At 35.7% G+C, this 26,254-nt stretch carries 21 protein-coding genes; 12 read left to right on the top strand and 9 right to left on the bottom strand.

From position 1 onward, the window contains the following. Nucleotides 1-192: 192 nt before the first annotated feature. From CA598_RS21100 to CA598_RS33505, 3 genes are all read right to left on the bottom strand, one after another. Nucleotides 193-387 (bottom strand): hypothetical protein, encoded by a 195-nt coding sequence (locus CA598_RS21100; protein ID WP_094877822.1) that lies wholly within the window; start codon nt 385-387, stop codon nt 193-195. Next, nucleotides 388-1,557: a tyrosine-type recombinase/integrase gene (locus tag CA598_RS21095; protein WP_094877821.1), complete on the bottom strand. Its 1,170-nt coding sequence runs from the start codon at nt 1,555-1,557 to the stop codon at nt 388-390. It lies immediately after the preceding gene. A 79-nt stretch (nt 1,558-1,636) separates the two neighbouring features. Continuing rightward, nucleotides 1,637-1,837: a helix-turn-helix domain-containing protein gene (locus CA598_RS33505; protein WP_094877820.1), complete on the bottom strand. Its 201-nt coding sequence runs from the start codon at nt 1,835-1,837 to the stop codon at nt 1,637-1,639. A gap of 350 nt (nt 1,838-2,187) precedes the next feature. Here CA598_RS33505 and CA598_RS21085 point away from each other — a divergent pair, with 350 nt between their 5' ends. Together CA598_RS21085 and CA598_RS21080 are read left to right on the top strand one after the other, a co-directional pair. Continuing rightward, the gene (locus tag CA598_RS21085) at nt 2,188-3,252 is read left to right on the top strand and encodes a hypothetical protein (RefSeq protein WP_094877819.1); all 1,065 of its coding nucleotides are present in this window, start codon (nt 2,188-2,190) and stop codon (nt 3,250-3,252) included. Nucleotides 3,253-3,398: 146 nt separating this feature from the next. Further along, nucleotides 3,399-4,340 (top strand): hypothetical protein, encoded by a 942-nt coding sequence (locus CA598_RS21080; protein ID WP_094877818.1) that lies wholly within the window; start codon nt 3,399-3,401, stop codon nt 4,338-4,340. A 137-nt stretch (nt 4,341-4,477) separates the two neighbouring features. On the opposite strand, the gene CA598_RS33045 is transcribed toward CA598_RS21080, so the two are convergent. The 6 genes from CA598_RS33045 to radC all read right to left on the bottom strand — a co-directional run bounded on the left by CA598_RS33045 (nt 4,478) and on the right by radC (nt 7,264). Further along, the gene (locus CA598_RS33045) at nt 4,478-4,603 is read right to left on the bottom strand and encodes a hypothetical protein (protein WP_256990577.1); all 126 of its coding nucleotides are present in this window, start codon (nt 4,601-4,603) and stop codon (nt 4,478-4,480) included. Between the two features lie 29 nt (nt 4,604-4,632). Next, complete coding sequence (locus tag CA598_RS21075; protein ID WP_094877817.1) at nt 4,633-4,812, bottom strand: hypothetical protein; 180 nt, start codon at nt 4,810-4,812, stop codon at nt 4,633-4,635. A gap of 86 nt (nt 4,813-4,898) precedes the next feature. Continuing rightward, entirely contained in the window at nt 4,899-5,114 is a 216-nt protein-coding gene (locus CA598_RS21070; RefSeq protein ID WP_076103807.1) for a hypothetical protein, read from the bottom strand. Between the two features lie 33 nt (nt 5,115-5,147). Continuing rightward, on the bottom strand, nt 5,148-6,092 hold the full coding sequence (locus tag CA598_RS21065; RefSeq protein WP_094877816.1) for a hypothetical protein: 945 nt from the start codon (nt 6,090-6,092) through the stop codon (nt 5,148-5,150). 14 nt (nt 6,093-6,106) lie between these two features. After that, complete coding sequence (locus CA598_RS21060) at nt 6,107-6,466, bottom strand: helix-turn-helix domain-containing protein (RefSeq protein ID WP_094877814.1); 360 nt, start codon at nt 6,464-6,466, stop codon at nt 6,107-6,109. A gap of 189 nt (nt 6,467-6,655) precedes the next feature. Continuing rightward, nucleotides 6,656-7,264, bottom strand: coding sequence for a RadC family protein (gene radC / locus CA598_RS21055; protein ID WP_094877812.1), 609 nt, complete (start codon nt 7,262-7,264; stop codon nt 6,656-6,658). Nucleotides 7,265-7,814: 550 nt separating this feature from the next. Between radC and CA598_RS21050 the strand changes: the two genes are divergently transcribed. The 10 genes from CA598_RS21050 (at nt 7,815) to CA598_RS21005 (ending at nt 26,078) form a co-directional block, all read left to right on the top strand. Continuing rightward, the gene (locus CA598_RS21050; RefSeq protein ID WP_094877811.1) at nt 7,815-8,090 is read left to right on the top strand and encodes a hypothetical protein; all 276 of its coding nucleotides are present in this window, start codon (nt 7,815-7,817) and stop codon (nt 8,088-8,090) included. A 329-nt stretch (nt 8,091-8,419) separates the two neighbouring features. Next, nucleotides 8,420-8,989: a restriction endonuclease subunit S gene (locus CA598_RS21045; RefSeq protein WP_094877809.1), complete on the top strand. Its 570-nt coding sequence runs from the start codon at nt 8,420-8,422 to the stop codon at nt 8,987-8,989. A 20-nt stretch (nt 8,990-9,009) separates the two neighbouring features. Next, entirely contained in the window at nt 9,010-10,602 is a 1,593-nt protein-coding gene (locus CA598_RS21040) for a type I restriction-modification system subunit M (protein WP_094877807.1), read from the top strand. Then, nucleotides 10,592-11,845 (top strand): restriction endonuclease subunit S, encoded by a 1,254-nt coding sequence (locus tag CA598_RS21035; protein WP_094877806.1) that lies wholly within the window; start codon nt 10,592-10,594, stop codon nt 11,843-11,845. The genes CA598_RS21040 and CA598_RS21035 overlap by 11 nt, the downstream gene beginning before the upstream one ends. Before the next feature lie 24 nt (nt 11,846-11,869). Next, nucleotides 11,870-15,025, top strand: a complete 3,156-nt coding sequence (locus CA598_RS21030) for a type I restriction endonuclease subunit R (protein WP_094877804.1) — start codon at nt 11,870-11,872, stop codon at nt 15,023-15,025. 237 nt (nt 15,026-15,262) lie between these two features. After that, nucleotides 15,263-16,915, top strand: a complete 1,653-nt coding sequence (locus CA598_RS21025; RefSeq protein ID WP_143812434.1) for a hypothetical protein — start codon at nt 15,263-15,265, stop codon at nt 16,913-16,915. Then, nucleotides 16,902-18,869 (top strand): coiled-coil domain-containing protein, encoded by a 1,968-nt coding sequence (locus CA598_RS21020; RefSeq protein WP_094877800.1) that lies wholly within the window; start codon nt 16,902-16,904, stop codon nt 18,867-18,869. Before CA598_RS21025 ends, CA598_RS21020 begins: the two co-directional genes overlap by 14 nt. Next, complete coding sequence (locus tag CA598_RS21015) at nt 18,862-19,908, top strand: hypothetical protein (protein ID WP_094877798.1); 1,047 nt, start codon at nt 18,862-18,864, stop codon at nt 19,906-19,908. Before CA598_RS21020 ends, CA598_RS21015 begins: the two co-directional genes overlap by 8 nt. After that, on the top strand, nt 19,905-25,154 hold the full coding sequence (locus CA598_RS21010) for a DEAD/DEAH box helicase (protein ID WP_094877796.1): 5,250 nt from the start codon (nt 19,905-19,907) through the stop codon (nt 25,152-25,154). The genes CA598_RS21015 and CA598_RS21010 overlap by 4 nt, the downstream gene beginning before the upstream one ends. Nucleotides 25,155-25,523: 369 nt before the next feature. Then, the gene (locus tag CA598_RS21005; protein ID WP_094877794.1) at nt 25,524-26,078 is read left to right on the top strand and encodes an HNH endonuclease; all 555 of its coding nucleotides are present in this window, start codon (nt 25,524-25,526) and stop codon (nt 26,076-26,078) included. Nucleotides 26,079-26,254: the final 176 nt, after the last annotated feature.

Here is a 26,254-nt window from a genome sequence, read left to right as displayed (position 1 = left end):
ACCGTACGGGTTCGACCCCCGTCCTCGGCACTAGAAGAACAAGGGTTTCAGCTCATTAGAGCTGGAACCCTTGTTTGTTTTTAAGCTGGTTTGCTAACATTTTGCTAACGGCGCCTCTTTTTTGTGTGGATTCGAGGTTTCCGATATGCTCAGAGTTGTGATTGTAATGATTTCACGTTAAGCATTTCTTATTCAGGTTCTGTGATTGAGGATTCTGTCACGTTTCATTCTCAATCGCTGGATTTCTGCTCTAATGACTTCTTTACGACAAGTTAAAGTGTTTTTGTCGCTGTACTCCAAAGCAAGTTTTACGTGCAGCATGGCAATGTCCAGCAGCGCAGAATGGATTGCCGCATCATCTAATGATCGCCAAACGGTGTACTTCATTCATTGAGCCGCTTCCTTTGATTTTTTGGAAAACAGATCGTTGATCTTTTGTGCTGTATCTTTTTTAGTCTCCATATCGATGTGAGTATAAGTATTGGCTGTGATGCTGATGGTTGAATGTCCCAGCCATACCTGAATTTCTTTTAGACTTACGCCATGTTTAATCAAGTAGCTAGCTGTCGAGTGCCTGAGATCATGAAATCTGATGTGTGGTAATTCATTCTTTGCGAGTATGTCTTTGAATTTGTGGTTCAGGTATTCCGTCTTCATTGGACTGCCGTCAGGCCAGCAACAAACAAGACCGCTGTCGAAGTAATCTTTGCCGTATTGCAGTTTGTTTTTCTTTCGCTGCTTTTTAAGATGTAATAAGTAATCTTCGAGTTTTTCCATCAAAGGCAGAATTCGCTGGCTGCTTTCGCTTTTAGGTTTCTTTACGACAACTTCTTTACCGTACTTCACGCGAACTTCTCTAATTGAGATTGTCTTTTCTTCGAAATTGATGCAATCCCACTTTAGTCCAAGCACCTCGGAACGCCGAAGCCCATAATGAGCTGCGAGATATACTGCCGATTCTATCGGTGTACCCAAGCAAACCTCAAATAGTTTTTCGAGCTGTTCGACAGTGTAGTAGCTGGCATTGAACTTCTCCTGCTTTGGAAGTACGATTCGATCAGCGGGATTAAACGGAATCAAGTTCATTCGCACTCCAAAGTTCAATGCACTCCTGATATTGGCGTGGTGTCTTCGTAATGTTTTAGCGGATAATCCTTTTTTGCCTGTTGTTTGATCGTCTTGATGTTTGGTCTCGTAATATTTTTGCAGATGCATTGGTTGTAATTCTTGTAGTAATATATCATTCTTACTCTTAAAGTAAGGGATGATATGCTTGGTTACGATCATCTCATAACCTTCCCAAGTCGTTTCTTCCACCTCACTTTTAATAACGTTATGAAGCCAATCTAGCATAAACTCAGTGAATTTAAGTTTTCGCTGTGGTAAAACGAAGTTGTTATTATCTATTTTTGTAAGAGTTTCTCGTAAAACTTTCTCGGCATCCGTTTTTTTCTCACACTTGGTATTAATCCACTTTTGCTTTCGCTTACCGGACTCGTCCTTCGTTTCAACAATGATGTACCAGTATTTATTGCGTTTAAGTAAGCTACCCTTCATATGCTTCGACCTCCAATAGTTTTTTGGGAAATGAAAGAGACAGGAGCGTAATTGCCCCTGCCTGTAGACCGCTATAGAATTACATGTATTTAGATAAAACCATTCGAGCGTTGCTTAGAATATATTCTTTTACACTTAGTATAGGGATTCTGTACGTATGTCCAATTTTTATGGACTTAATTTCGCCAGATTTCAGTAGCCTATAGGCAGAGTTTCTGCCAATTAACAATATGTCTAAAAGATCTTCGACTGTTATAATTTCTGGATAATCATGTAGCATCAAGCTAATCACCTCCTGTTCATGGTAATAATATATAATTGTTAATTTGGACAGTACGGTTCTGAAATTGTTATCGCGTACCTTATGATATTTGTTCATGCCTTTCGTTGTTGTTCTTCACCGTTCTCGGTTATTGTTTGTATGTCATGGACTTCAAAAACATATCAAGTTATAGTAAAAATGCGGATTCCCAAAAATCCCAAGTATCCCGGAATTCCCAAAAATATTTGTGCATCTGCTATTGCTGTAAAATGTATACGATAATATGCTTACAGACGTAAATTTGATTCGATTATCTTAATGTAAGAGGATATATTCTTTTTTACTCATGACGACAAAAGGGTGACATTATGGTTAATGATGTAGGTATCCATTGCGCTAAAAAGTATGTGCATTATATCAATCGGAAAAAGAACCGAGAAGGATTCGAAAGAATCGAAGAAACCTTGGCGGAGATGAATGCTATCTTTTCGGAAATGTGCGAGGATTTTCTTGTGAAAGACGACAAGATGATGAAAGTGGCGCGAAAAAGAATTAATCAAGCAAAGAATGAAATGGAGAGCGAGGAAACAAAATCGGATGAAAGGCGAGAAGGGAAGGAAACAACACGAGGTGCATTCATTTGCAACTTCTTTGTTGTTCCAACAAACCGCCTTCGCGTGTACGATTTGCAGAAGCAGAAGACTACAGAAGTTGGGCTTAATGTTAAAGTCTACACCCGGATTAACAAAAAAGAATATAAGTGTATCGAACTTGACTTGCTTAACGAAACGTTAGCTAATTCAAAATGGATTGACCCTAATTTTCTGGACTATGACTTCTATCTATATAAAGACAGTTTATATTCTTACCTATTACGAGCAATTAGACTCGCTACAAGATTAATAGATGACGATGATGAAAAGGTTATATTTAATGATGAAATTGGTTGGGTAGACAACTTTTATGGAAGAGACAATTCGGGCTATTTGCGATATATAAAAGATTCCAGAGGTTATAAATGGATGGAATCAGAAGATAGGCCAATTGAGATTGATCCTATGAAATTCAATGCGGTTATTTTTTTAAACTCTGTTCAAGGGCTTATTCATAAATCTGAATTCCTTAACATGGATAATAACTCAAAGCTTCAGGAAGGCTTTATTGGATGGGGAGATGAAAACATCTGGGCAATAAAATATAGTTTGATTAAGCCTCATGTTACGAACGAACTGAAAAGGACGGGAAGGAATTTCAAGATCGACAACAAGCTTTACGCGTTCCTTTTTAAACAAGGTATACTATTTATTGATGGGGATATTGAAGGCGATTTTCGACCTGATAAAAAAATTGGGAAAGGTAACAAGAGGGCTTTTGTTCTGGATAAAATTCGGTTCCATGAGTTTTTAGAGGAAAACCAACATATTATTGAATAAAAAAATGAAGTACATGACAGCAACCACCTGCTGAAATGTACTTTTTTATTTTTCTAGTAACAGTACCTTGACTTAGATAATAATACCCCTCCGCCAACTAGTTGTTGTCATGTGGGTTTTAAGGGTATTGGAGGTGCTGTTCTTTCATGGTAGATATGTTGTATCTGGTACACTCAATGACTAAAAGAGAATATGATGAAACGTTTAAGTTAGTACAGGCATACTTAAAGAAATACTTCAGTAAGGGCCAACTTCGTAAAGACAAGTATGATAAAAATGCCTATATTACAAATGCATTTTCTGAGTTTGGTTTTCAAGAAATTCGACTGCGTTCTGCCTCTTGGGGTCACTATTCCATAGAGGTGCGTTTACGCCCCCAGCTCACTATTGATAAAGATGGATATTATTTCGTAACAAAAGTATCTGAGTTTATAGGAGTTCAAAATGTCTTTAATTACGTGCTAAAGGATATTCTTTCGTTAAAAGTCCCCGATTTTTTTGATTGGACAGCTAAGAGAATAGAAGCTGCTGTAGATATAAGGCTGCCTGAACAGCTAATCCCACAATATTTATCATTATATAAAAAGGGATTCATTCCAGAGTATTTTTGGAACAATGATAGAACCAAGGAATACATCTCTTCTGTCACTAACTGTTACTTGATGTCAGAGAATAAAACAGTCAATTGGTATAATCGTTATGAGACACTATTAATTAAAGAGAAGGAATCGGGTAAGGAATTTAGAGATTTTACACTGACAAAAGGAGTACTTAGATTTGAAACTCAAGTTCGGGATGGAAAGGAAAAAGTGAGGGAATTATTAAGCCAACAAAGATTAAAAAATGAAGTAATGAAGTTTTATAAACTGATTGTCGGGAAAGGCGACTATCATTCTTTAAAAGGGGCAGAGCAAATAATAAATCAAAGTGTACGTAGTTCTCAAAAACGTCAAACACTGATTTATATGCTTAAATTCATTGATCAATGTGGAGGAGTTACTAACGCTAAAGAAGTCTATGTTAAAGGTGTGAATGCGAAGGCATCTGCTGATAAATTTGGAAAGATTTTAAGAAAATTAGGGATTTGAATATTAATCCTGTTCTAATTCCTGAAGACTGGGAAATTGATTACATTGAGAATCCTTATGCTAAAATTGAAGAGGGATTTGAATGAAATGAAGCCCGCCATAAATTGATTCACGGGCTTCAAATGAGCTAATTCTCGTTATTCTTCTTCTCTATACTTATCGTATAAATCTTGTGCGGTTTCGACCACATCATATTTATTTTCAATTGTTTGGCTTACTGCATCTACAGCAGATTCTACTACACGTTCCCAAAAGTCACTCATCGTTTAATTCCTCCGTAAATTTATTTTGATTAATGTTTCCAGGCTTTAAGGCTGCTGAGTGTTCCATATCCAACACCGAATAAATAACCAATGGCTGTTCCTGCACCGGGGAATATTGCAGTGCCAAGTGCTGCTCCTGCTCCTCCTCCGATTAGTACGCCCGCTGCGGTCAGCGCTGTCTTCCCGGCAGTTTCAATTACTTTATCCATGATTCTCACCTCCTCTCAGGGATTAATGCAAAATAAACAGGAAGAGCGCTGCTCTCCCCGTTGCATAGATGATTCTATTTTGTTTGCTACTTAGTACTTGAGGGTGGATTAAACATTCGAACTAACTTAAAGAGATATCCGATCAAGTAAAACGGTGTTACAGCCCAACCAACAAATACAGACAAGATGATTTTGTAAACGATGTAATTAGAGATCGTCGTAAATACGGTGATGTTACGTTGTAGCTTGCTTATGAATTTCCAACCAAATGGAATAGATAGAAGAACATAAAGTTCTATCATTTTTGACCCCCTATAATAATTATGCGCTAACCCTTATTCTTCTGTAGCATTAACTTGGATGTAACCGATCTTGTTGCCGCTATCGACGCTTAAAACAACAGTTGTCGGGATTGCACCGCCATTATAGTTGTAAGAATATTGAGTGGTATCTTGCACCCCAGCAGATGTACTTATAGGCTCTCCAAACACTTGATTTGCTTTATCCAAGCTGTCAGAGGTTCGAATACCATGAATGTTGAAAACAGAATTTGAAGAAATTATGAGTTGTTTCATCAAATTATTTTCATCAACAAGTAATTCAAAGCCCTCTTCCATGGCATACATTGTTTCTCCTTGAGAACTGTTTTTATCCTTAATTGTATAGAGTGACTTAAATTCGTCTTCAGTGGCCGATAAACCAAGAAGACTTGAGAGGTCGAGTGAAAGAGACTCCATACTTGAATCATAAGCAGAATACTGAATGGTGCTGATCTTGTCGGTATCTGGTCTTGTGGAGAATACAAGCAGATAATCTTCTTCAGTCAGGTACATGAAGCTTTTCTTGCCGTCCTTTTCTTGAGTAAGATTTGGTTTACCCAAACGTGCAACATTATCAGCAAAAGATGAACCTAGCGTTACATCGAAAATTTTGTATGTATCCTTCGAGCTTCCCTTAACAGCATCCTCTTGTAGTGTGATCTCGCTTGCCCCTTGCTTGTCACCACTAACCATAAACCCAGAATTATAAGCAATGGCATAACCGTCTGAATCATCTCGAATAACCTCATTTGGTTCTCCAAACTTCGTTATGATTTCTTCCTTAGTCATCGTTTGCATTTTTGATAGCTCGTAAGCCGTTGACTCTCCTTCTGAAGAGAGTATGCTAACAACAGTGATTACAACAAGTAAAGCAAGAATCCAGAACCACCAACGCTTAAGAAGAGGCTTCTTCTTTGATTTCTTGATCTTTTCGGATTGGATAACTTCAGTTGTAGACATGATTAATTGCTCCCTTATTCTTCTTTTATATTCAGTGATTTTTGCTTATCGACAATCATGTTAGTATTGTCAATCAAGACTTCCAGCAAGCATTGCTTGATCTGCTCAGGGGTAAGAACCGGAGACGATTGACTGCAAAACGTTTTTGAACCTCCTCCCCTAGAATCCACGCGAAATAACAAGTCAATCAGAGTAATTCCCAAAGCCTTGGATATTTTCTCCAAGGTTTTTATAGTAGGGTTCTTTTCTCCTCGTTCAATCTGACCGATGTAGGATGTATTAACTCCTGCATTTAGTGCAAGCTGCTCCTGACTGAAGCCATTTTTTAACCGTAAAATCCTGATATTTTCTCCGATAGATTCGATGCTGTTCATTTCCCTTCACCCCTAATCAAACGATAGAATTTTTTTGTAGGAGGCTCAACAGGATATAGTGCGGATTTTAGTTCCTATAGTAGAGAATTGATACGGAGTGTGGTTAAACCGTGGATAAAAGTATTTAAGAGGAAGATATTTATATTTCATTGTTTGAGGGACATACAAATAAAAGCTGTTTAGTGAAATTTAGAAATGACCATGCTCTTTCAAACTGTAGAAGCGACTGCCGCCAATGATTACATGATCAAGGACTTCTATTCCTATGATTTCTCCAGCAGCTATGAGTCGTTTTGTCAGATTTACGTCCTCTATTGATGCCTCCGGGTCACCGCTCGGGTGGTTGTGAGCGCAAATAAGCGAGGCGCTACAGCGTCTAATCGCTGCATGGAATACTTCCCTGGGATGGACGATGGCGGCGTTTAGAGAGCCTATGGAGATGACTTCTTTGAAGATGAGGCGGTTCTTGGTATTGAGGAAAAGACAGATGAAGTGTTCTTTCTGTTCGTAACGCAAGTCTGATTCGAGCAAGGTGAAAACGTCTTTGGGACTACGAATGATATGTTGATCTTGATCAGGTAAGGTCAGTACCTTTGCAAGTTTTAACATGGCGGTGATTTGCCGAGCTTTTCCTTTGCCGATTCCCTTTATAGATACTAATTGTTGCTCTGATACATCCATTAGTTCTGTAGCCGTTGGAAAGCGCTCGAAAAGTTCTTGAATTGTGTAGCTGTCGTTGTTTTCTCTTAATGATTCAGATACTAATTGTCTTAAAAAGTTTTCTTTGACATGTCCCATATGCTTAACCTCCCAAATAATTTCTGATTATCGTATGTATAATATAGATTTTAAATTTTCGAATTTGCGACATAATGATATGTATCTCTTAAATTGATATCTCTTTTCGGAGGAAAATGATAGATTATTTACTAACTATGTATTTTTACTAATTTCAAAGATATGAAGGGATACCCTGTGAGTCACGTTTTTAGTAAGCGATTTGTAATTTCAGATTGTCCGAATGTCACTATGTAAGTAATTGAGAGGGGTTTCTAAATTGAGAGGTATAGGAGTGAACTATTTATCACAGTACGATCTAGAATCATACATATTTGATACAGTACATCACCGTTTTTCTGAGGAGGGTTTTTTGAATGCATATGACTTCTTTTGTATCGTAATTTGGAAAGCTAATCGAGCTAAATCTAAGATTGCTCAGTGACTACTAAAAGATAAGTTCGATAATCTTGAGGATGCGGTATATGAGCTCACATCCAGAATTAGCAATGCAGCAGATCCTAAAGAGAGATTACGCTACATAATGAAAGTGTGGGGGTTCAAACTACCTATGGCGACAGCTATCCTGACTGCTTTGTATCCAGCAGAATTTACAGTCTATGATATTCGGGTATGTGACGAGCTAAACGATTGCCATAAGCTAAAGAACCTATCGAGCTTCGAAAGTATTTGGAGCGGATACGAAGCCTATATACAAATGGTAAAGTCTGCAACTCCAGAAGATCTTTCCCTTAGAGATAAAGATCGCTTTCTATGGGGTCGATCATTTTCGAGGCAGTTAGAATACGACATTAGTCAGGGATTTAGTAAGAGCCAAGCTAATTGAGAGGTTACTGGATTGAGTGGATTAGATGTGTTTACCTATGCCCATAGTGGAGACATAATTGTATAGGCATTACGAGAACAGATATTTCTATTTAAGAACATTTGGATTATTAAGGAGCCAATATTCTTCATTTATATACCAGGTAAAAGCTACCTAATATGATAACTAAATGAGGCTATTTAACATTTATTGGATACTGCATTCATTCGGAGAAATTTGTAATTCTTTAGAAATACACAAAAATATTGACTTAGTAACAGCAGGGTGATAAGATCATATTGCAATCGTGATTGTGTAATTCGAAAGAAATACATCAAGGGGAGGCGGCTATGAAACTTGAAGAGCTTATAACGGTTAGAATAGGCAGGAACTTATCTAGAGGCAACGAGAAAAATGATCCTACTCTGATTGCTTATTCATTTGAGGATTTAAATAACGATCTAGATGGTTTAAATCTGAATTCACAAGTGAGCTCTTTTACTGAGAATTCAGATCTAAAGGAAGGCTATTTGAGTAGTGCTGGAGATGTTGTATTCAGCTTCGTTAGTTCCAAAGCAGGGATAGTAAGTCATATGAACAAAGGAAAGATCATTAATCAAAACTTTGCGAAACTCATTATTGAGCATGATGATTTGGATCGCTACTATCTATGCTACGCATTAAACGAATCATATATAATGAAAAAGCAAATGGCAATCTCCATGCAAGGAAGTACTATTCCTAAATTAACTCCGGCGATTCTAAAAGAATTAGAAATAAATTTACCAAGCATGGAGAAGCAACGAATGATTGGTAAATCTTATTTTCTATTAAGAAAACGTCAAGCGATGGTGAAAAGACAAGCAGCACTGGAAGAACAGCTGTATTTAGAAGTATTGAATAAATTAGAAAATAATTAGATTAAAGTGAGGAACGTAAAATGGCTGAATTGAACTCGAAATTATTTAGTGCCGCTGATAACCTGCGAAGTAAAATGGATGCGTCAGAATACAAAAACTACTTATTGGGATTGATCTTTTACAAGTATTTATCTGATCGATTATTGGAGAAAGTAGTTGAAATAGCAGATGAATCCTTGAAAGAATACAACACACAAGCAAAGCAAACTCAATTGTATAAGGGGCTAATGGCAGATACGGAAGTTAAAAATGATCTGATTGAAACTCTTGTTGATACTTTAGGTTATGATATTGGTCCAGATTATTTATTCAATATATTAGCTGATCAAGCGAAACAAAACACATTTCAATTAAATGACTTGAATAAAGCATTTATCCACCTGTCCACAAAATATGACCAGTTCAACGGATTGTTTGATGATGTGGATTTACAATCTAAGAAATTGGGATCAGACGATCAACAGCGAAACATTACAATCACAGAAGTACTAAAGAAATTGAATGACATCGATGTTCTCGGACATAACGGAGACGTTATTGGAGATGCCTATGAGTTCTTGATCAGTCAATTTGCTTCTGAAGCTGGTAAGAAGGCTGGAGAATTTTACACCCCACATGAAGTTTCGGATATGATGGCTCGAATCGCTGCAATTGGACAAGAGGACAAAAAATTGTTTAGCGTATTTGATCCAACGATGGGTTCAGGCTCTTTGATGTTGAATATCCGGAATTATATTAACCATCCAGATAGTATGAAATATCACGGACAAGAACTAAATACAACCACTTTTAATCTAGCCAAGATGAACTTGATCTTGCATGGTGTGAATAAAGAAGATATGCATGTACGTAATGGGGATACCCTTAACAAGGATTGGCCGACTGATGAGCCATATACTTTTGATTCTGTCTTAATGAATCCACCTTATTCGGCAAATTGGTCCTCCGCGGATACTTTCTTAGATGATTCTCGGTTCAATCGCTATGGGAAATTAGCACCAAAGTCCAAAGCAGACTTCGCCTTTCTATTACATGGGTACTTCCATTTGAAAGATTCAGGAACAATGGCTATTGTTTTACCGCATGGGGTCCTATTCCGCGGAGCTGCAGAAGGTGTAATTCGTAAGAAATTATTAGAAGATGGCAGTATTACGGCCGTAATTGGCATGCCTGCCAACTTATTCTATGGAACATCGATTCCAACAACCGTAATTATTTTGAAGAAAAACCGTACTTCTCGTGATGTATTATTTATAGATGCAAGTCATGAGTTTACGAAAGGAAAGAACCAAAATAATCTTACTGAAGAACATATTGTGAAGATCGTGGAAACCTATAAAGCGCGTAAAGATGTAGAGAAGTATGCCCATGTCGCAAGTTTTAATGAAATCCAAGAGAATGACTTCAATCTGAACATTCCTCGTTACGTGGATACTTTTGAGGAAGAAGAAATAGTGGATATGGTTGCGATAGGTCAGGAAATTCAAGACATTCGGAAAGAGAAAGAAAAACTGGAATCCAGCCTATATGACATGATTTCGTCACTTCAATACGATGAAGAAAATGCGGAATGGATCAAGGGTGCGTTAGAGGTGTTTAATCGTGATAAATAATAATACACCACAAGTTCGATTCCCAAGTTTTACTGGAGATTGGGAACAGCGTAGAGTTGGGGACGTTGTAAAAATGGTTGGTGGAGCCACGCCTTCTAAGGCAAATAAGGCCTTCTGGGATGGTGATATTGTTTGGCTTTCATCACAGGAAATCAAAGACAGATATGTTTCAGCAGGAACTTACACGATAACCGAAAAAGCCGTGCGTGAATCAGCTACAAAAATTATTCCAGCATTTACTCCACTTATTGTTTCACGAAGCGGTATTCTTGCGCGAATGTTCCCAATTACCCTTCCAACTGTTGATGTTGCAATAAACCAAGATATCAAAGCTCTATTCTTTGATAACGAAATATTAGACACATATTTCTGTGTCAGCTATCTTGAAATGAAAGAGACTACGATTCTTACTTCAATAGTTAAGACGGGGACAACCGTACAATCTATTAATATGCCAGACTTTGAAAAGCTAATGATTTCGATTCCATCTATTAAGGAACAGCGAAAAATAGGAAATGTATTTAAGAAGCTAGATAATCTAATCTCTCTTCATCAGCAAGAACTAACTACCCTCAAACAAACCAAACGGGGATTCTTGCAAAAAATGTTTCCAAAAGAAGGGCAGTCCGTGCCGGAAGTTCGCTTTCCGGAGTTTAGTGTGGAATGGGAAGAACGGAAGTTGGGGGATGTGATAGATGGATTATATAATGGACAAACTCCATCGAGAGCACGAGATGACTTCTGGAATGGCAAGATTAATTGGCTATCAAGCGGAGAATTAAATCGTTCGATTGTCGAATCAGCAAATGAAAAGATAACGGAGGCTGGGCAGGCTGATGCAAATTTACGTGTTGTTCCTAAAAACACCTTTGTTATGGCAATAACCGGACTAGAGGCAGCTGGGACCCGTGGAAACTGTGGGATTCTTGGAATTGATACAACGTTAAATCAGTCCTGTATGGCGGTATATCCTAATAAGGAATTGCTAAGTACGCAGTTCTTATTTCAATGGTATAAGCTGGTAGGAGAGAGATATGGTATTCGATTCACGCAAGGAACAAAGCAACAAAGTTATAACGCTGAAACTATAAAAGATCTTGATATATGTTTACCAAAAGTAGAAGAACAACTGAAAATCAGTCAATTTCTATCAAAACTCGACCGCCTCATCACTTCTCACCAACGGGAACTAGATACCTTGCAAAGAACCAAAAAAGCATTCCTGCAAAAGATGCTTGTCTAAGCGAACAGAAGGGAGGGAAACACCATGACCAATATCTCGCATAATGATGAAGCTGAAGTAGAACGCCGTCTGATTGAAGTGCTAGGGGAAGGGCACAACCAGTGGAATTACCGTCCAGATTTAAAGTCCGAAGATGACCTCTGGAAGAACTTGCGTCAGAAGATTACTCAAAATAACTTATCCGAAATTGGGGAAAACCCCATTTCGGATAAGGAGTTCGACACGATCAAAACAGAATTATTATCGAAAACAAAGACCCCCTTTGATGCAGCTAGATGGCTCAAAGGGGAAAATGGAATTTCTCGTGTTACGATTGAACGTGAAGATGTAACTCTCGGTTCGATATCGTTGGTGTTATACTCCAACCAGGACATTGGTGGTGGGATCTCTACATACGAAGTTGTTCATCAGATCGCGAAACAACGGTCAAACGTCGACGGTCGGGATCGCCGATTTGATGTAACACTATTAATCAATGGGTTGCCTATTGTTCAAATTGAATTAAAACAGGTTACTGCTAAAGACGGTGTTTTTCAAGCCTATAATCAAATCAAGAAGTACGCAGAAGAAGGAATGTTTAGAAATAATATCTTTTCTACTCTGCAGCTATTTGTGATTTCCAACGAACAAACGACCCGTTATTTTGCCAATGCGATGCCCAAAGACATGCATAAGAAGTTTGTCTTTAGTTGGCGAACTACAGATAATCGAAAAGTAGAAAATCTCTATGAATTTGTGAAACAGGTCTTAAACATTCCCGATGCACATCGCTTGATTGCTAATTATACAATTGTAAGTGAGGATCAAGACAATAAAGTCTTAATGGTATTACACCCCTATCAAATTCATGCAATTGAGGCCTTATTTACCTCTGCCATGAAGCATGAGTCAGGATATGTATGGCATGCAACTGGTTCAGGAAAAACGTTGACAAGTTTTGTTTCTACGAAGCTATTGGCGCGCAAACCTGGTGTAGATCGTACTATTATGCTCATCGACCGAAAAGACTTAGATAATCAGACTACATCTGAATTCACTAAATTTGCTTCTGAATTTAATACTGGTATTTCTTCTGGTAATGCCAAGTCTAATAGCTTGATTGTTGGCACTGGAAGTGCAAAAGAGTTAAGTAACATTCTTCTATCGGATGCTAACTCCAATATAGTTATTATTACGACTCGTCAAAAGTTAGAATCGGCTTTGCGATATGCTCAAAATCAAGAGGAACAAAAGGGGACTCAGCGTTTTAAGAAACTTAAAGGACAACATATTGTCTTTGTCGTGGATGAATGCCATCGAGCGTTAAGTTCAGAAGGAATGGAAGTAGTCAAAGGGTTCTTTCCAAATTCCACATGGTTTGGATTTACAGGTACACCCATATTCGAGGTAAATAAAAAACAAGCTAAAGGTAAATTGGCTCGTACTACTCATGATCAATATGGAGATGTATTACACACCTATACTATTAAAAATGCGCTAGATGATGGGGCTGTTTTAGGGTTCCAAGTGGAGCACGAAGATACGATCGAACCAACATCATTAAATAACTATATCTTTAGTCTTCTGCGTCCAAATATAAAATATGCAAATCTTAGTGATGATGAAATAAATCGAATTATCGATAAAATGGAGAGAATGGAAAAGGAAGCATATCTTGAACCGGCCTCTTTTGAAAGTGATGAACATATTCAAAAAGTTATTCACAAAATTTTCAGACCTGATAATGCTTATACAAAGTTTGACTTTCAAAATGGTCGTCCTCAAAAGTCTGCTATTCTAACAACGAGTTCTATTGATATGGCGAAACGTTACTATAAAGCAATCAAGGAAATGATCAAAGATCCAGAATGGCTGACGAAGGAATTTGCAGGACATCCGATCCGAACAGGGCGTACGATTGAAGATCAAGATTTCCCACGGGTTGCTATCACCTATTCAATAGAGGAGAATGAAGAAAATTCTAAGCATATTGAAGATGGAATGAAAGAAATTATTAAGGACTATAACGCTTACTATCATACTGCTTGGTCCATCGAAGATATTGAGCGATATAACGGTGATATCAACAACCGCTTAGCTCGTAAGAGAGCAGAATTTAAACAATTCGGGAAACAAATTGATCTTGTCATCGTTGTGGATCGGTTATTGACTGGATTCGATGCACCAACAATCCAAACGTTGTTTGTGGATCGAAATCTAATTTATGCAAACTTGATACAAGCCTTTTCTCGAACCAACCGTACCTATCCGGGGAAGGCAAAAGGTTTGATTGTGACATTTAGAAAACCTTCAACGATGGAAAAGAATGTGAATGATGCCACGAAATTATATTCTCAGGCACAAGAAGAGTCTCATCTTGTTTATCCATCGTATGATGATTCAAAAAAGCGTTTTAATAAGGCCCATAAAAAACTAACAACACTAGTTTCAAATCCAACCGAGATTGACGAGCATTCACCTCTTGAATCCCGTATTGAATTTGTAAAATCATTTCAAGAGCTTAGTAATGCCTATGAAGCTTTAGTGACCTATGATGATTATAATGATGAGATGGAGAACTCCAAGGTGCTCCAAGAAATGGTAAAGACTTTGGAAGAATATATTGGCGTGTACAACACGGTTAAAGGATCACTAGTCGTTGAAGGGGAAGGCGGGACTGATTCTAACTTTTCTGACATTGAATTCTATGGAGGAAATGCGACTAAGATCTATGACATTGACTCAACCTATATTGACATGTTATTAGAAACGTACTCAGCTAATAATCAGAATATCCGTGATGATATTGAAAAAGCACTTCAAAAACTGAAGAAGTCAGAAATTGTTAAAATCGTTTATCGTGCAATTTTAAATGCTATTGATAGTAATGAAATAGCCCCAGAGGAAGACATCCTTATAGTGAAACGACGCTTCTTTACTGAATCCTATAATAAAGCGATTGAAGATTTTGCGAGTACTTGGTTTGTAGAAGAAGGGCAGCTGCATACATCCGCTATTCAATATGTGATAGGATCAGAACCTATCCCCAATATCGGGGGCATTTACGACAGCAAGCAATTTGAAAGATATAAAGCTGTGCATCCCGATGCTAAACCATTAAAATACGGACCAGAAATGAAGCGTCAGTGGAGAAAGACGTTAGATGAAGTTATTATTCCATTAAATGAAGAGTTGAAATGAGGCCTTGAATGGATTAAGAAATATAAAACATTTAAAGTTCATCTAACAGAGCATGGGCAAGGTGTAAAATTGTTGACCATTACTAACAAAAGAATAGGCCTAATCCGTTGTAATAAAGATATGATTAAGAAGGAGGATTAAAATTAGTGTATCCATTGACACTGTGGAAGCTGGCAGGTTGGTGATACACTTTTTTTATATAATGAATGAGCTGCCCATTACTATGAATGATTGGAAGTGAGTGTGCTGGATAAGGCAAAAGAAAACTATGCTTACGGAAAACATCAAACCATTTCTGTTGAAATAGCTGACCAGCTGTTTTCGGAAAATGTAGGAGCGAGTGCTGAACAATTTGTATGCACAGAATGTGGAGAATATGTAACCTTTGTGAGACGATATGGTTACAATTCATATTTTAAACATGGTAAGAAAAATGATTTTACTAAAGACTGTGACTTAAGAAGTACCAATCAATCTTATAATTCTATATATGAGAGATTAGGATTACCAATGTATATCAGGAAGTATATAGATGGTAGATATGAACTATGTATAGGTTTTTATAATATAAATGAATCATTATTTGATAATCTTGAAAAGGCGAATCTTAAAATTACAATAAATCCATATGGAATGAATAATTACATTAAAAAAAGTCTAAGTGTAATATTCAATAGAAGTAACTTTTTTATGGGAATGACAACATTACAGAAAATTGATTTTATCGCGCCTCGCTATACTATAAACTACTCATTACCTCATTGTGAAATAATGTTAAAAGAGAGATGGGGGGATTATGCTGAAGGCATATTGCAAGATGGCGCATTATTTACGTTTCATGATAATGGTGGGAGAAAGATCAGAATTAATGATGAAATATCCACAAGTACAGAGTATCTATATATGTGTAGAAATGAAAATTTATTAGAAAGACATTGCGACACTATAAGTTATATGAATTATGGAACGATATCATTGCAAGTTAATAATAGTGAAGTAATATACAATGTTTATAAAATAATATTAAGCCCTCAAAATGACCATCAGTTTGGTGCTCTTTTTAAATTTTGTCGTGATTATTTTAAAGTTACATTAAACTACAAACCAATATTGTTTGAAGCATTATGGCCACCTGTTATAGAAAAAGAACAACAAGCTTTCTGTATTAAACACAGAGAAAACTTTTTCTTATTGAAGAGTGATGACTTAGATTCAGTGGAGGTTTTTTCTCATAATGGACCAGAGTTTAAGGTAATAAACGGGGAGAGCTTAGATAAGGGTACCAAATTATTATCCTTAGATATACCTGCTGAAGGATTAACTATAACAATTAATGAAAAGTATAGTTCAATACATTCCATGATTCGAAAGTTTAAGGGGGGAATTAAAACATACCGCAATTCATTTGATATTACCGATATGAAGAATAATCATCTTGAAGAAGTAACATACAATATGCCATTTGAAGATTGTATTAAGATAAGTACTGATAGCAAGAGCCGCATATTACATGTTCATAATAATAACATCACTCAGTACATAATGAACGATGCTCATAAAATAATGATTGATAACCTTAAAATTGGAGATAAAATTCTAACCGTTAACAACGGTATAGAAAGCATACTTATAAATTTTATACAACAGGTGACAAATAAGTCAGTTATATGTGATGAAAAGGTATCTAGTCAGTTAATGATGATTAATGGACTTTCAGTGAAAGCACCTTTCTGGATGAAAAAGTTAGGAGTTCTCTTGCAAGAATATCCGCGTACCTTGAAAATTATTAAATCTTATATAAAAAACAATGCCATGCCGTACAAATCTGAAAAGTTTTTACTTGAAATTTTATATCGTTTGAAGGATGGGAATCTAGATGATCAAAAATAGTACTAATAATCTTATTAATGAATTCACATTAAATTATTCAAAAGAAGAATTCGAGTTTCTTATAACCTTATTTCCTTATGTGAAAGTTACAGAATTAATAAAGAAAAGTGAAAAGACCTTTAGAGAGTATACTAAAGGATATCGACTGGATAAACTTCCGTTAAAGAAGCTACAAGAAATCTATTATAAAGGGATTTATACTGATCGCAATCTATTACTAGCAAAGCAAGTCAAATTATTAATAATAAAATACATAAGTAGAATGGATGAAGTAATTACAACTACTATTGGACCGATAGAAGGTGTTAGAAATAAAATTGAACTGAATGATATGAATTGTTTTGAGCAACTAATGACTATATTGCTTGATCATAAATATGATAGCGCTGAGAAAAGTATAGTTTATTTTAAAATGAATAAATATGACTTATCAGAATCTCAAATGGATTATATTATGAATGACTTTGAGAAGAAATTATTCGAAAAGAACCTAACAAAAAAAGTTACTGAGAAGATCTCTGTAACCTATGACACTCAAATGAGTGAATTAAAAAAAACGTATGAGAGTGTCATAAGAACTAATGAAGTAAAAATAGATGAACTTATGCAATTATTAAAGTTGTCAGAAAAAAATAATCATGAATTATTGCTGCAAAAAGAAAAAGAAGTCCTTGAATTAGATCGTGATTACAAACGTTTAATTGAAAATTTGGATGCTGATAATGAAAAAAGCAAAAAGCGAATTAGTGAATTGGATAATAAAATTGATGATCTTAATAAAGTGAATCAAGATTATGAAGACATCATCAATAATTTATCATCTGTTGTTAATATGAAGTATGAAGAATATTGTGCAACCGTTGAAGAAGTATGGACCGAATCTAATACTGAATTAATTCAAAGTAAGAATACGATCCAAGAGTCGATTGATGAATTATGTTTGATCAGAAAAGAGCTTACAAATGAAATAGATGCATTAGAGCAAAATAAAACTGAATTAGAGAATAATATAATGTTACTAGATAATAAAGGAATTGGTGTAATACAGAACATCCAAAGTTTACTAAAAAAGATAGGATTTAAGAATGAAGTTCCTATTCTGGAAAGTAGACTTTTAATACGTAATAGTGGATCTAATAAAGTTGCAGAGGAAGTTACATCTGATAAGTCATATTTTATTGATGATTTAGCTATTAATTTAAATTTATGTGGTATTCGTAATGACTATACAAATGATCTATCACACTTCATTTATGCCTCTATATCCAGAAAATTAAGTTTATTAGTAGTTGGTTATAACTCAAGGGGGGTAGCGGATGCTTTATCCTTTCTTATTGAAGGATCAGAAGCGGAAATTATAACATTACCACCTGGATATGATAATAGCAGAGAAATAATGACTACGATAAGTAATTCTACCAGTAAAGTGATACTTATTGAGAATGCAATCGATAATACTTTCGAAAGTGTTTACTTACCTTTGTTAAAAAATGAAATGGATCATATTCTATTATTCTCATTAGATTCGTCGGAAAATATCAGCTTGCTACCAAAAAGTTTTATGGATTATATGATGCTAATTGATTTAGATTCAATTATAGGATTAGCGGCTAGTGGAGAAGAGATGCTCCGATCTTTAACGGATTTCGCGATATTTAAAGAGACAATTCAAGAGGAAACACTTAGAAGAAATTTTAATCTCACTAAAAAGTTGAATTATATATACCCAATGTCTCAAGTAGCAAAAATAAAATTTGCTGAGGTTATGAGTGTAATTGATATGCAAAATTCACCGAATGCTTTGTACGATATTATTATGTTTTCACTGAACTTGATGTGTAATTCAATTGGGAAGTCCCAAGAATTAATAGATTATGTAGATCAAAATGAGTTTAGTCCGATGATATTAAAGATGTTGCATGAAGCAATTGAATTAGGAGAGTTTAATGAATAATTACACTGTTATTAAGAGAATTGCTGATGACCTAAAAATAAGGAAAGTACCTGAAGAAAAACAAGAAGTGTTCTTATCCAGAATTGTGTATTCAGCATTATCAATGTGGATCAGATACTCTACTCTAGATGAAGACATTCTAAATCAATCAATAGGAAAAATCGGTGTGAGTAAAATTCATATATACAATAGATGTAAGTTATTTCTTGAGAACATGATCCAAATGTATCCTACTATTGAAAAGTGGTTTTATCCAGAAGATCAAAATACTCGTCCAATTGAAATAGTTAGAGAAAGATTGTATCAAGGCGGTGAGCTAGTTGATGTTGGATTTCATACAGATATTTCCTTACCTTTTTACGAAGAAAGTTTAATTAATTCAAATGTAGTTGTAACAAGAGGGCTACAATCAGCAGCCTTAAATAAGATAACAGGATTAGCCCAATTAAAACATGACGAGCGAGAAAACTTTGATCCAAGTGATACAATGGATTTTTTTGGGTTGGAAAGTAAATCAGCGAGTGCTAGGGTAGTTGAATATTTAAAGTTAATTAAATGGAGTAAACGAAGTGAGATCAATGCTCAAGTATTTAATAAATATAGCATGAATATATTTTCAAATAGTTGGGATGCGGATTTGAAATTAAATGATCACGACGTAACGATCTATCGTAATCCGTTGTACTGGCAAGGTAATCGAGATTATGGATTTATAAAGAAAATTAATAATACGTATTATACCAGTCAGATAAATGAATATTTGATTGAACAATATGAAGTTAGGCGATTTATGTACGGTTTGAAAGAGAATGTAGGCAATCCTGTAAGCGGAAAATATAAACGATTTCAAGATAAAAACCTATTTTTATTGCATTTATCTAATGGATTGCCAACAAAAGAAGAAAATATATTGATGTTACTGGGTTGGCCAATGAAGAATATAAATGATAAGTACAATTTTATTTTTGACGGGGTAGTATGGAATTTTATTCGGGAAATATTAAACAACTTAAATATCAAGTTGGAGGAAATTAAGTGATTGATAAATTCAGTGTATATGAGACGCATAATGCTCTAAAAAAGAGGTTAATTGATTATTTAAGAGCACAGTATTTAGGGGAGAATAAACTTTTGCATCATGCATGCAGTGATATTCTAGAAAAACAAGGTATCTTATTTCAAGAACCTTATATTGAAGCAAATCCAGCTTATAAAGTGAAAGAAAACGGAATAGAAAGAGCTGCAATACCGATCGGTGTGAAGGATACCCTATTACAAATGTCAAAAGGGAAACTGGGTGTGTTTCCGCATCCATTTCAACATCAAATAGATGCATTAGAGAGTTTCTATAGTGGGAAGGATTTGTTCATAACCACAGGTACTGGTTCAGGGAAAACAGAGTGTTTTATGTGGCCAATGATCAGTAGCATTGTAAATGAGGCAGCAACGAATCCAGACTCATGGAAACAAAGAGGCATAAGAACTCTTATGCTTTATCCAATGAATGCTCTAGTCTCTGATCAAGTTGGGAGATTGCGCCGAATGATTGGTGATGATAAAGGTAGTTTCAGAGAGATATTTTATGGTCAAACTGGCAATAAGGATTTACGTATACCCCAATTTGGTATGTATACGGGTCGGACACCCTATCCAGGAGATAAAGACAACAAGCAAGATAAAGAGTTTGCCAAGACGCTTGAGGAGAATTTAATCAACAAGGATGAAAAACTAAAACAAAAACTGTTAGATATCGGAAAATACCCTTCCAAGTTAAATCTTGATGAGTATGTGAATAATCTTTATGAAGGTAAACATGTAACTAATGATTATGATGCAGAGTTAATAACTAGACAAGAAATGCAACAATCATGTCCTGATATTTTGATAACAAACTATTCTATGCTTGAGTATATGCTAATTAGACCTATTGAGAAAAGTATTTGGGACAACACGAAAGCATGGTTAGATTTATCTAAGGACAATAAACTACTAATTGTTATCGATGAAGCTCATATGTACAGAGGTTCTGCTGGTGGTGAAGTGGCGTTACTGATACGAAGATTGCTTCATAAATTAGAGATTACACGCGATAAAGTAAGATTTATTTTAACTAGTGCTAGTGTGCCTAGTGACGGCGAATCGCATGTTAGAAAATTTTCGAATGATTTAACAGCTCAAGATAATGATCAATTAACATTCGATATTATCTATGGTAAGCAACAAGAATTAATAGAAGCCGATTCTTTTGACATACGATCAGATATCCTTGCGAAAGTTGATACTAACCCCTTTCTAAGTGATGAGGATAGTAAACGTAGTGCAATTAAAGAGTTTGCTAAGCTAATGACAAACGGGAGAACATTAGAGTTTGGAAATTATTCAGAAGCACAACAATGGTTATTCACATTTTTAAATAGTTTTAGACCCATGATAGACATTATGAGGGCATGTCGTGGAAATGCTGTTTCATATGATGAGTTAGCTCAACTTACTTTCCCTAACGATAGTGAACATACTGCCCGAAGAGCTCTAGAAACCTTACTAGCAATTGCACCATTAGCCAAGAATAAAGAAAATCAAGTGTTATTTCCTGCGCGACTTCATATGATGTTTAGAGGTCTTCAAGGAATCTTTATGTGTTGTAATCCAGATTGCGGAGAGGCAAATAGTAATGAAGAATTGAGACTTGGAAAGATATATTTAGGTAGTAGGAGAGATACTTGTGATTGTTGTGGAAGTAAAGTTTATGAACTAGTTAACGACAGACGTTGTGGAGCACTGTTTATTAGAGGGTACATGTATCAAAACCCTAAAGCAAGAGATTTCATATGGAACACAATCGGTGAGTTATATGACGATTCAATTAAAGAGGTTCACATATATATAGTACCTAGCAATGGTATTTATAAAAAGACTAAAGAAAGCAAGGTTGGGTGGTTAAACTCAGTCACAGGAAAATTTTTTGATAATGATAACTATGCTGGGCAGAAAGGATTTCTACACGTCGCATATAATAATAAAGAATTTAAGGGTAAACCTGGTAAACTAACGTATCACTCATGTCCAAAGTGCGAGAAAACTCATTTTTATCCATCAGATTTCGTGACAAAAGGAAATGAGTCATTTTATAATCTGGTTTCCGAGCAATTACATATACAACCCCCTACATTATTTGATGAAGAATTGGTGAGAAATTATCCGAATGCGGGTAGAAAGGTATTGCTATTTTCAGATAGTAGACAACGTGCTGCCAAATTAGCCAAAGATCTTACTCGAGCTGCTGATGATGAAGCAGTAAGAAAAGTTATGGTCATAGCAGCAAAAAAGTTAGAAGAATGGGCGAAGACAAATAATAAAATGCCGACGATGAATTTGCTTTATATGGCTTTTTTAGAGGTTTCGGTATCCAATAATTTGCACTTGTTTTACGGAGAGCAACAGACGAGTTTCAAAAATGATATGAACAAGATCAATGATAAGATTAAGAGGGCAGCACGCAGAAGTAGAATATTGGATTATGAATCATTGAAGACAGACTTCAACTCAACCCCAGGATTATATGATGAACAATTACTCAAATTAATGTGTAGTAGTTATCGTTCTTTAAGTGATATTGGATTATGTTACATAAAGCCCTGTAATCAAGACAAGTTAGAGGAAGTTGAAGATGAGTTGGACGACTCGGAGATTAACATGTCGAGCGAAGAGTTTGAACAATTATTTGCAGCATGGGCGAATATCGTCATGAAAGATAGTTATGCTTTAGGTGATACAATCAGTGACGAGGTACGAGAAAACGCTCGAACGACAAGTTATGATCGCTTTGGTATAGCAGCAAACTCAAAAATTGCTACACCTTTAAAGAAGATCTTATCTGAAAAGGGTTATTCAGAAGAGAATATTGATGTTATATACAAGTGTTTACTGAAGTACACTGCTACTCCACAAGGTAGTGAAAATAGGTATCTCAATTTAAATTTGATGTCTTTAGCATACAACAATGAACAAGTGTGGTATCACTGCACAAAATGTTCAGGGGTTTTTGCTACTACCTTATGGGGAAGATGTTCTCATTGTGGTTATACTCAAGTCAATGTTATGAGTAGAGAAGATTTGCGTCGATTTGATTTTTGGAGAAAACCTGTGTTAGATGTAATAGAATCCGAACAATCTGAATCAATAACTAGTATAAATACGGAAGAACATACTGCACAGTTATCACATAAGGATCAACGCCAAAAGATGTGGTCAACAACGGAAGATTATGAGATGAGATTTCAAGATGTACAGGTAAATGAGGCTACGCCAGTTGATATATTAAGTTGTACTACAACAATGGAAGTTGGTATTGATATAGGTTCTTTAACCGCTGTAGGTTTAAGAAATATTCCACCAATGCGTGAAAATTATCAACAAAGAGCTGGTCGTGCAGGTAGAAGAAGTGCCGCAATATCTACGATTGTAACATATACAGATGACGGTCCACATGACAGCTATTATTTTTTACATCCTAAAAAAATCATTACAGGTGAAGTGAGAAAACCGTGGATAGATGTTAATAATTCTAAATTAATTATGCGACATCTTAATATGGTTATACTAACTGATTATATGTCTAGTATTAATGAAGGTATGGATAAGCTAGAAATAGAAAAATATTATAATCTTTATCATCAGGATTTCTGTAAATACTTAGATAAATATCAGATGATGGAAGATGAATTATTTGTCGTAATGTCTAATATGAATTTTGTAAACATATCTGATTGTAAACAAAAGCTAAGAGATAAATTAAATTATATTGGTGAAATGTTAAAGTCAAATATTTTAGAGTATATTACTGAAAAAGGTGAACAAAAGTCTCTTCTGGATGTTCTTTACGACGAGAGTATCCTTCCAACGTATTCGTTCCCTAAGAATGTAGTAGGCTTCTATATTGAAGATAAAGAGGGGAAAGAAATTGAACAGAAACCAGAGCGTTCACTAGATATGGCAATAAGCGAATACGCACCGGGTCGTATTATTGTAGTGAATAAGAAGACTTATAAATCTGGTGGTATCTATAACTATCATTCGAAATTCAAACAAAACTATTATGAAAAACCTGCAAGAAGTTATTTTGAGAATAAAGAACACTTTAGAGACCTCTACTATTGCAAAAATGATTATTGTGGATGGTTCGGCATAAAGGTACCTGAAAACAATGAATGTCCCTTCTGTAAGGGTCATGATATAGCATCTCAATATATATTAAAACCATGGGGGTTTGCGCCTGTTAATGGTAAGAACATATCAGAGTCTGAAGCAGAAAATGAGTTATCTTTTGCTGAGGCTCCATGTTATTCAGCAACACCTGCGCAGGATGACATGGAAACAACAAATAACAAATATATAAAGGTTGCTAGACGTGCAGACCAAACACTAATTGTTCTGAATAAAGGACCGAAGTCTAAAGGGTTTAAAGTGTGTAAAGATTGTGGTGCAGCAGTTACTGGAGATGAAGAATTCACTAAACAACATGGTAAACCTTACAAGCATCCAAGATCATTTAAAAAGTGTAATCATTATGATGTTGAGCGTGTTGTATTAGGACATAATTTTAATACTGATATGGTTGTTTTTGAAATAGCATTTAATAATACTCAAATAAATACAAATCTTGATGATTTATGGATAAAGACAGCTGCTGTAACATTATCAGAGGCTATGGTCCTTGCGGCTGGCAGATTATTGGATGTTGAGTTTAATGAAATTAAGAGTGGTTACCGTTTAAGATATACTCCTGAAACAACTTATGTGGATATCTATCTATTTGATAGTTTATCGAGTGGGGCGGGTTATAGTGCGGAAGTGGCTAATAAGGTTGATGAACTCTTAAATGAAACGAAAAAAATATTAAGTGACTGTCATTGTAGTTCTTCATGTCATGACTGTTTGAACCATTTTTGGAATCAAAGGGTTCAGAACAAAATGGATAGAAATGTTGCTTTGCAATTACTGAGATGGGGACAAACTGGTTATATTGTAAATGAATTTAGTGTTAAAGAACAATTGGAACTGTTCAAACCATTAAGAGAGTTACTGGAGCTCGATGGGTCGAAAGTTGAATTGCTTCAAAATATGTTGTCAGTTACTCGTAATAACACTAAGAAGAATATATATATATATCCATCTATGTGGAATAAATCGAATACATCTATACCTGATCAGGTTATAGCAATCTCAGATAGGTTAATATCTAAAGCTTTACCTGAAGCATATTATCAATTGATTAGTACTAAGTGACACATCTATTAGAGCTCAAAACGGCATATTTAGAACTTCAGTACCCGATAACTTTGCTTCAAGAAAGTTGGTATAACTATCTATTTGCCCGCTTAGAAAGTTAATAGTGTGTTGGTAATAATTAAACTCATATTAATATTTACGATGCGGCGAACTAAGGTGATTTCAAATTTAGTTCTCACCAAGAACCCCGACCGTGTGAGGTCGGGGGTTTGTTGTTACTGACGGGAAATGGGTACTTTGACGCCACTAAAATGTAAGTGAATTACACGAGAGTTATGGAACTTGGGTTCTATTTCAAGATACTTTATAATAGCCTTGTGGTAGAATAAAACGATAAAATTAGCTGGAAGGACAGTCGAACGAACTATGTCACGTAATCGTATTCCCAAACCAGAAGAAATGTTAGAAGAAGCACGACAGCAAAACGGTGGAGAAGTGCCGAAGCCAGTAAAACAGTCGCTTGTATTGTCTTACGAATTGACTTGGCGAAGTGATGATGATAAAAAGTTTATGCAATCTACCGAATGGAAGAACATCAGAAAAGCAGTACTGATGCGAGACGAATATACATGCATGTATTGCGGATATACAACAGAAAACACTTGGCAACTTCATGTACACCATGTTGATGGTAACCCACGAAAAAATAGCTTTTCAAATCTAGAAACGATTTGTAACTATTGTCACCAGATTCCCCATTCAGGTCTTTGGGCTGGCATAAACAGAACAATGGACATATATGAGAAAGCTGTTGTCAGCCAAGAGGCAGTCATGCGAATTACACGAGACATGCGTGACAAAGGGAAATCTGATGAAGAAATTATCGAAGCCTGTGGTTTAGAAAGGAAAACACTATGGAAACAAGACCATGATTATTTAAAAAATAAAATTGGTTTCGCAACTTCTAGGAAGATATTTTGACCTTCTGTAAAGTTGGAAAAGGATAACTATTTATGTAGATGAAAGGCGGGGAAAGTGATTTTATCGAGTAGCTAGGGAATGTGTTGGTGGAGGATTATCAGCATCAGCGGGTGCAGTGACCTCTATTCTAGTTGCTGCCACTTTGATTGGTTATGGGGTTAAGTGCCTGTGGGATG

It is taken from the genome of Paenibacillus sp. VTT E-133291 (assembly GCF_002264395.1).
Taxonomy (GTDB): domain Bacteria; phylum Bacillota; class Bacilli; order Paenibacillales; family Paenibacillaceae; genus Paenibacillus_AQ; species Paenibacillus_AQ nitricinens.
This window is presented reverse-complemented; position numbering and strand designations above follow the sequence as displayed.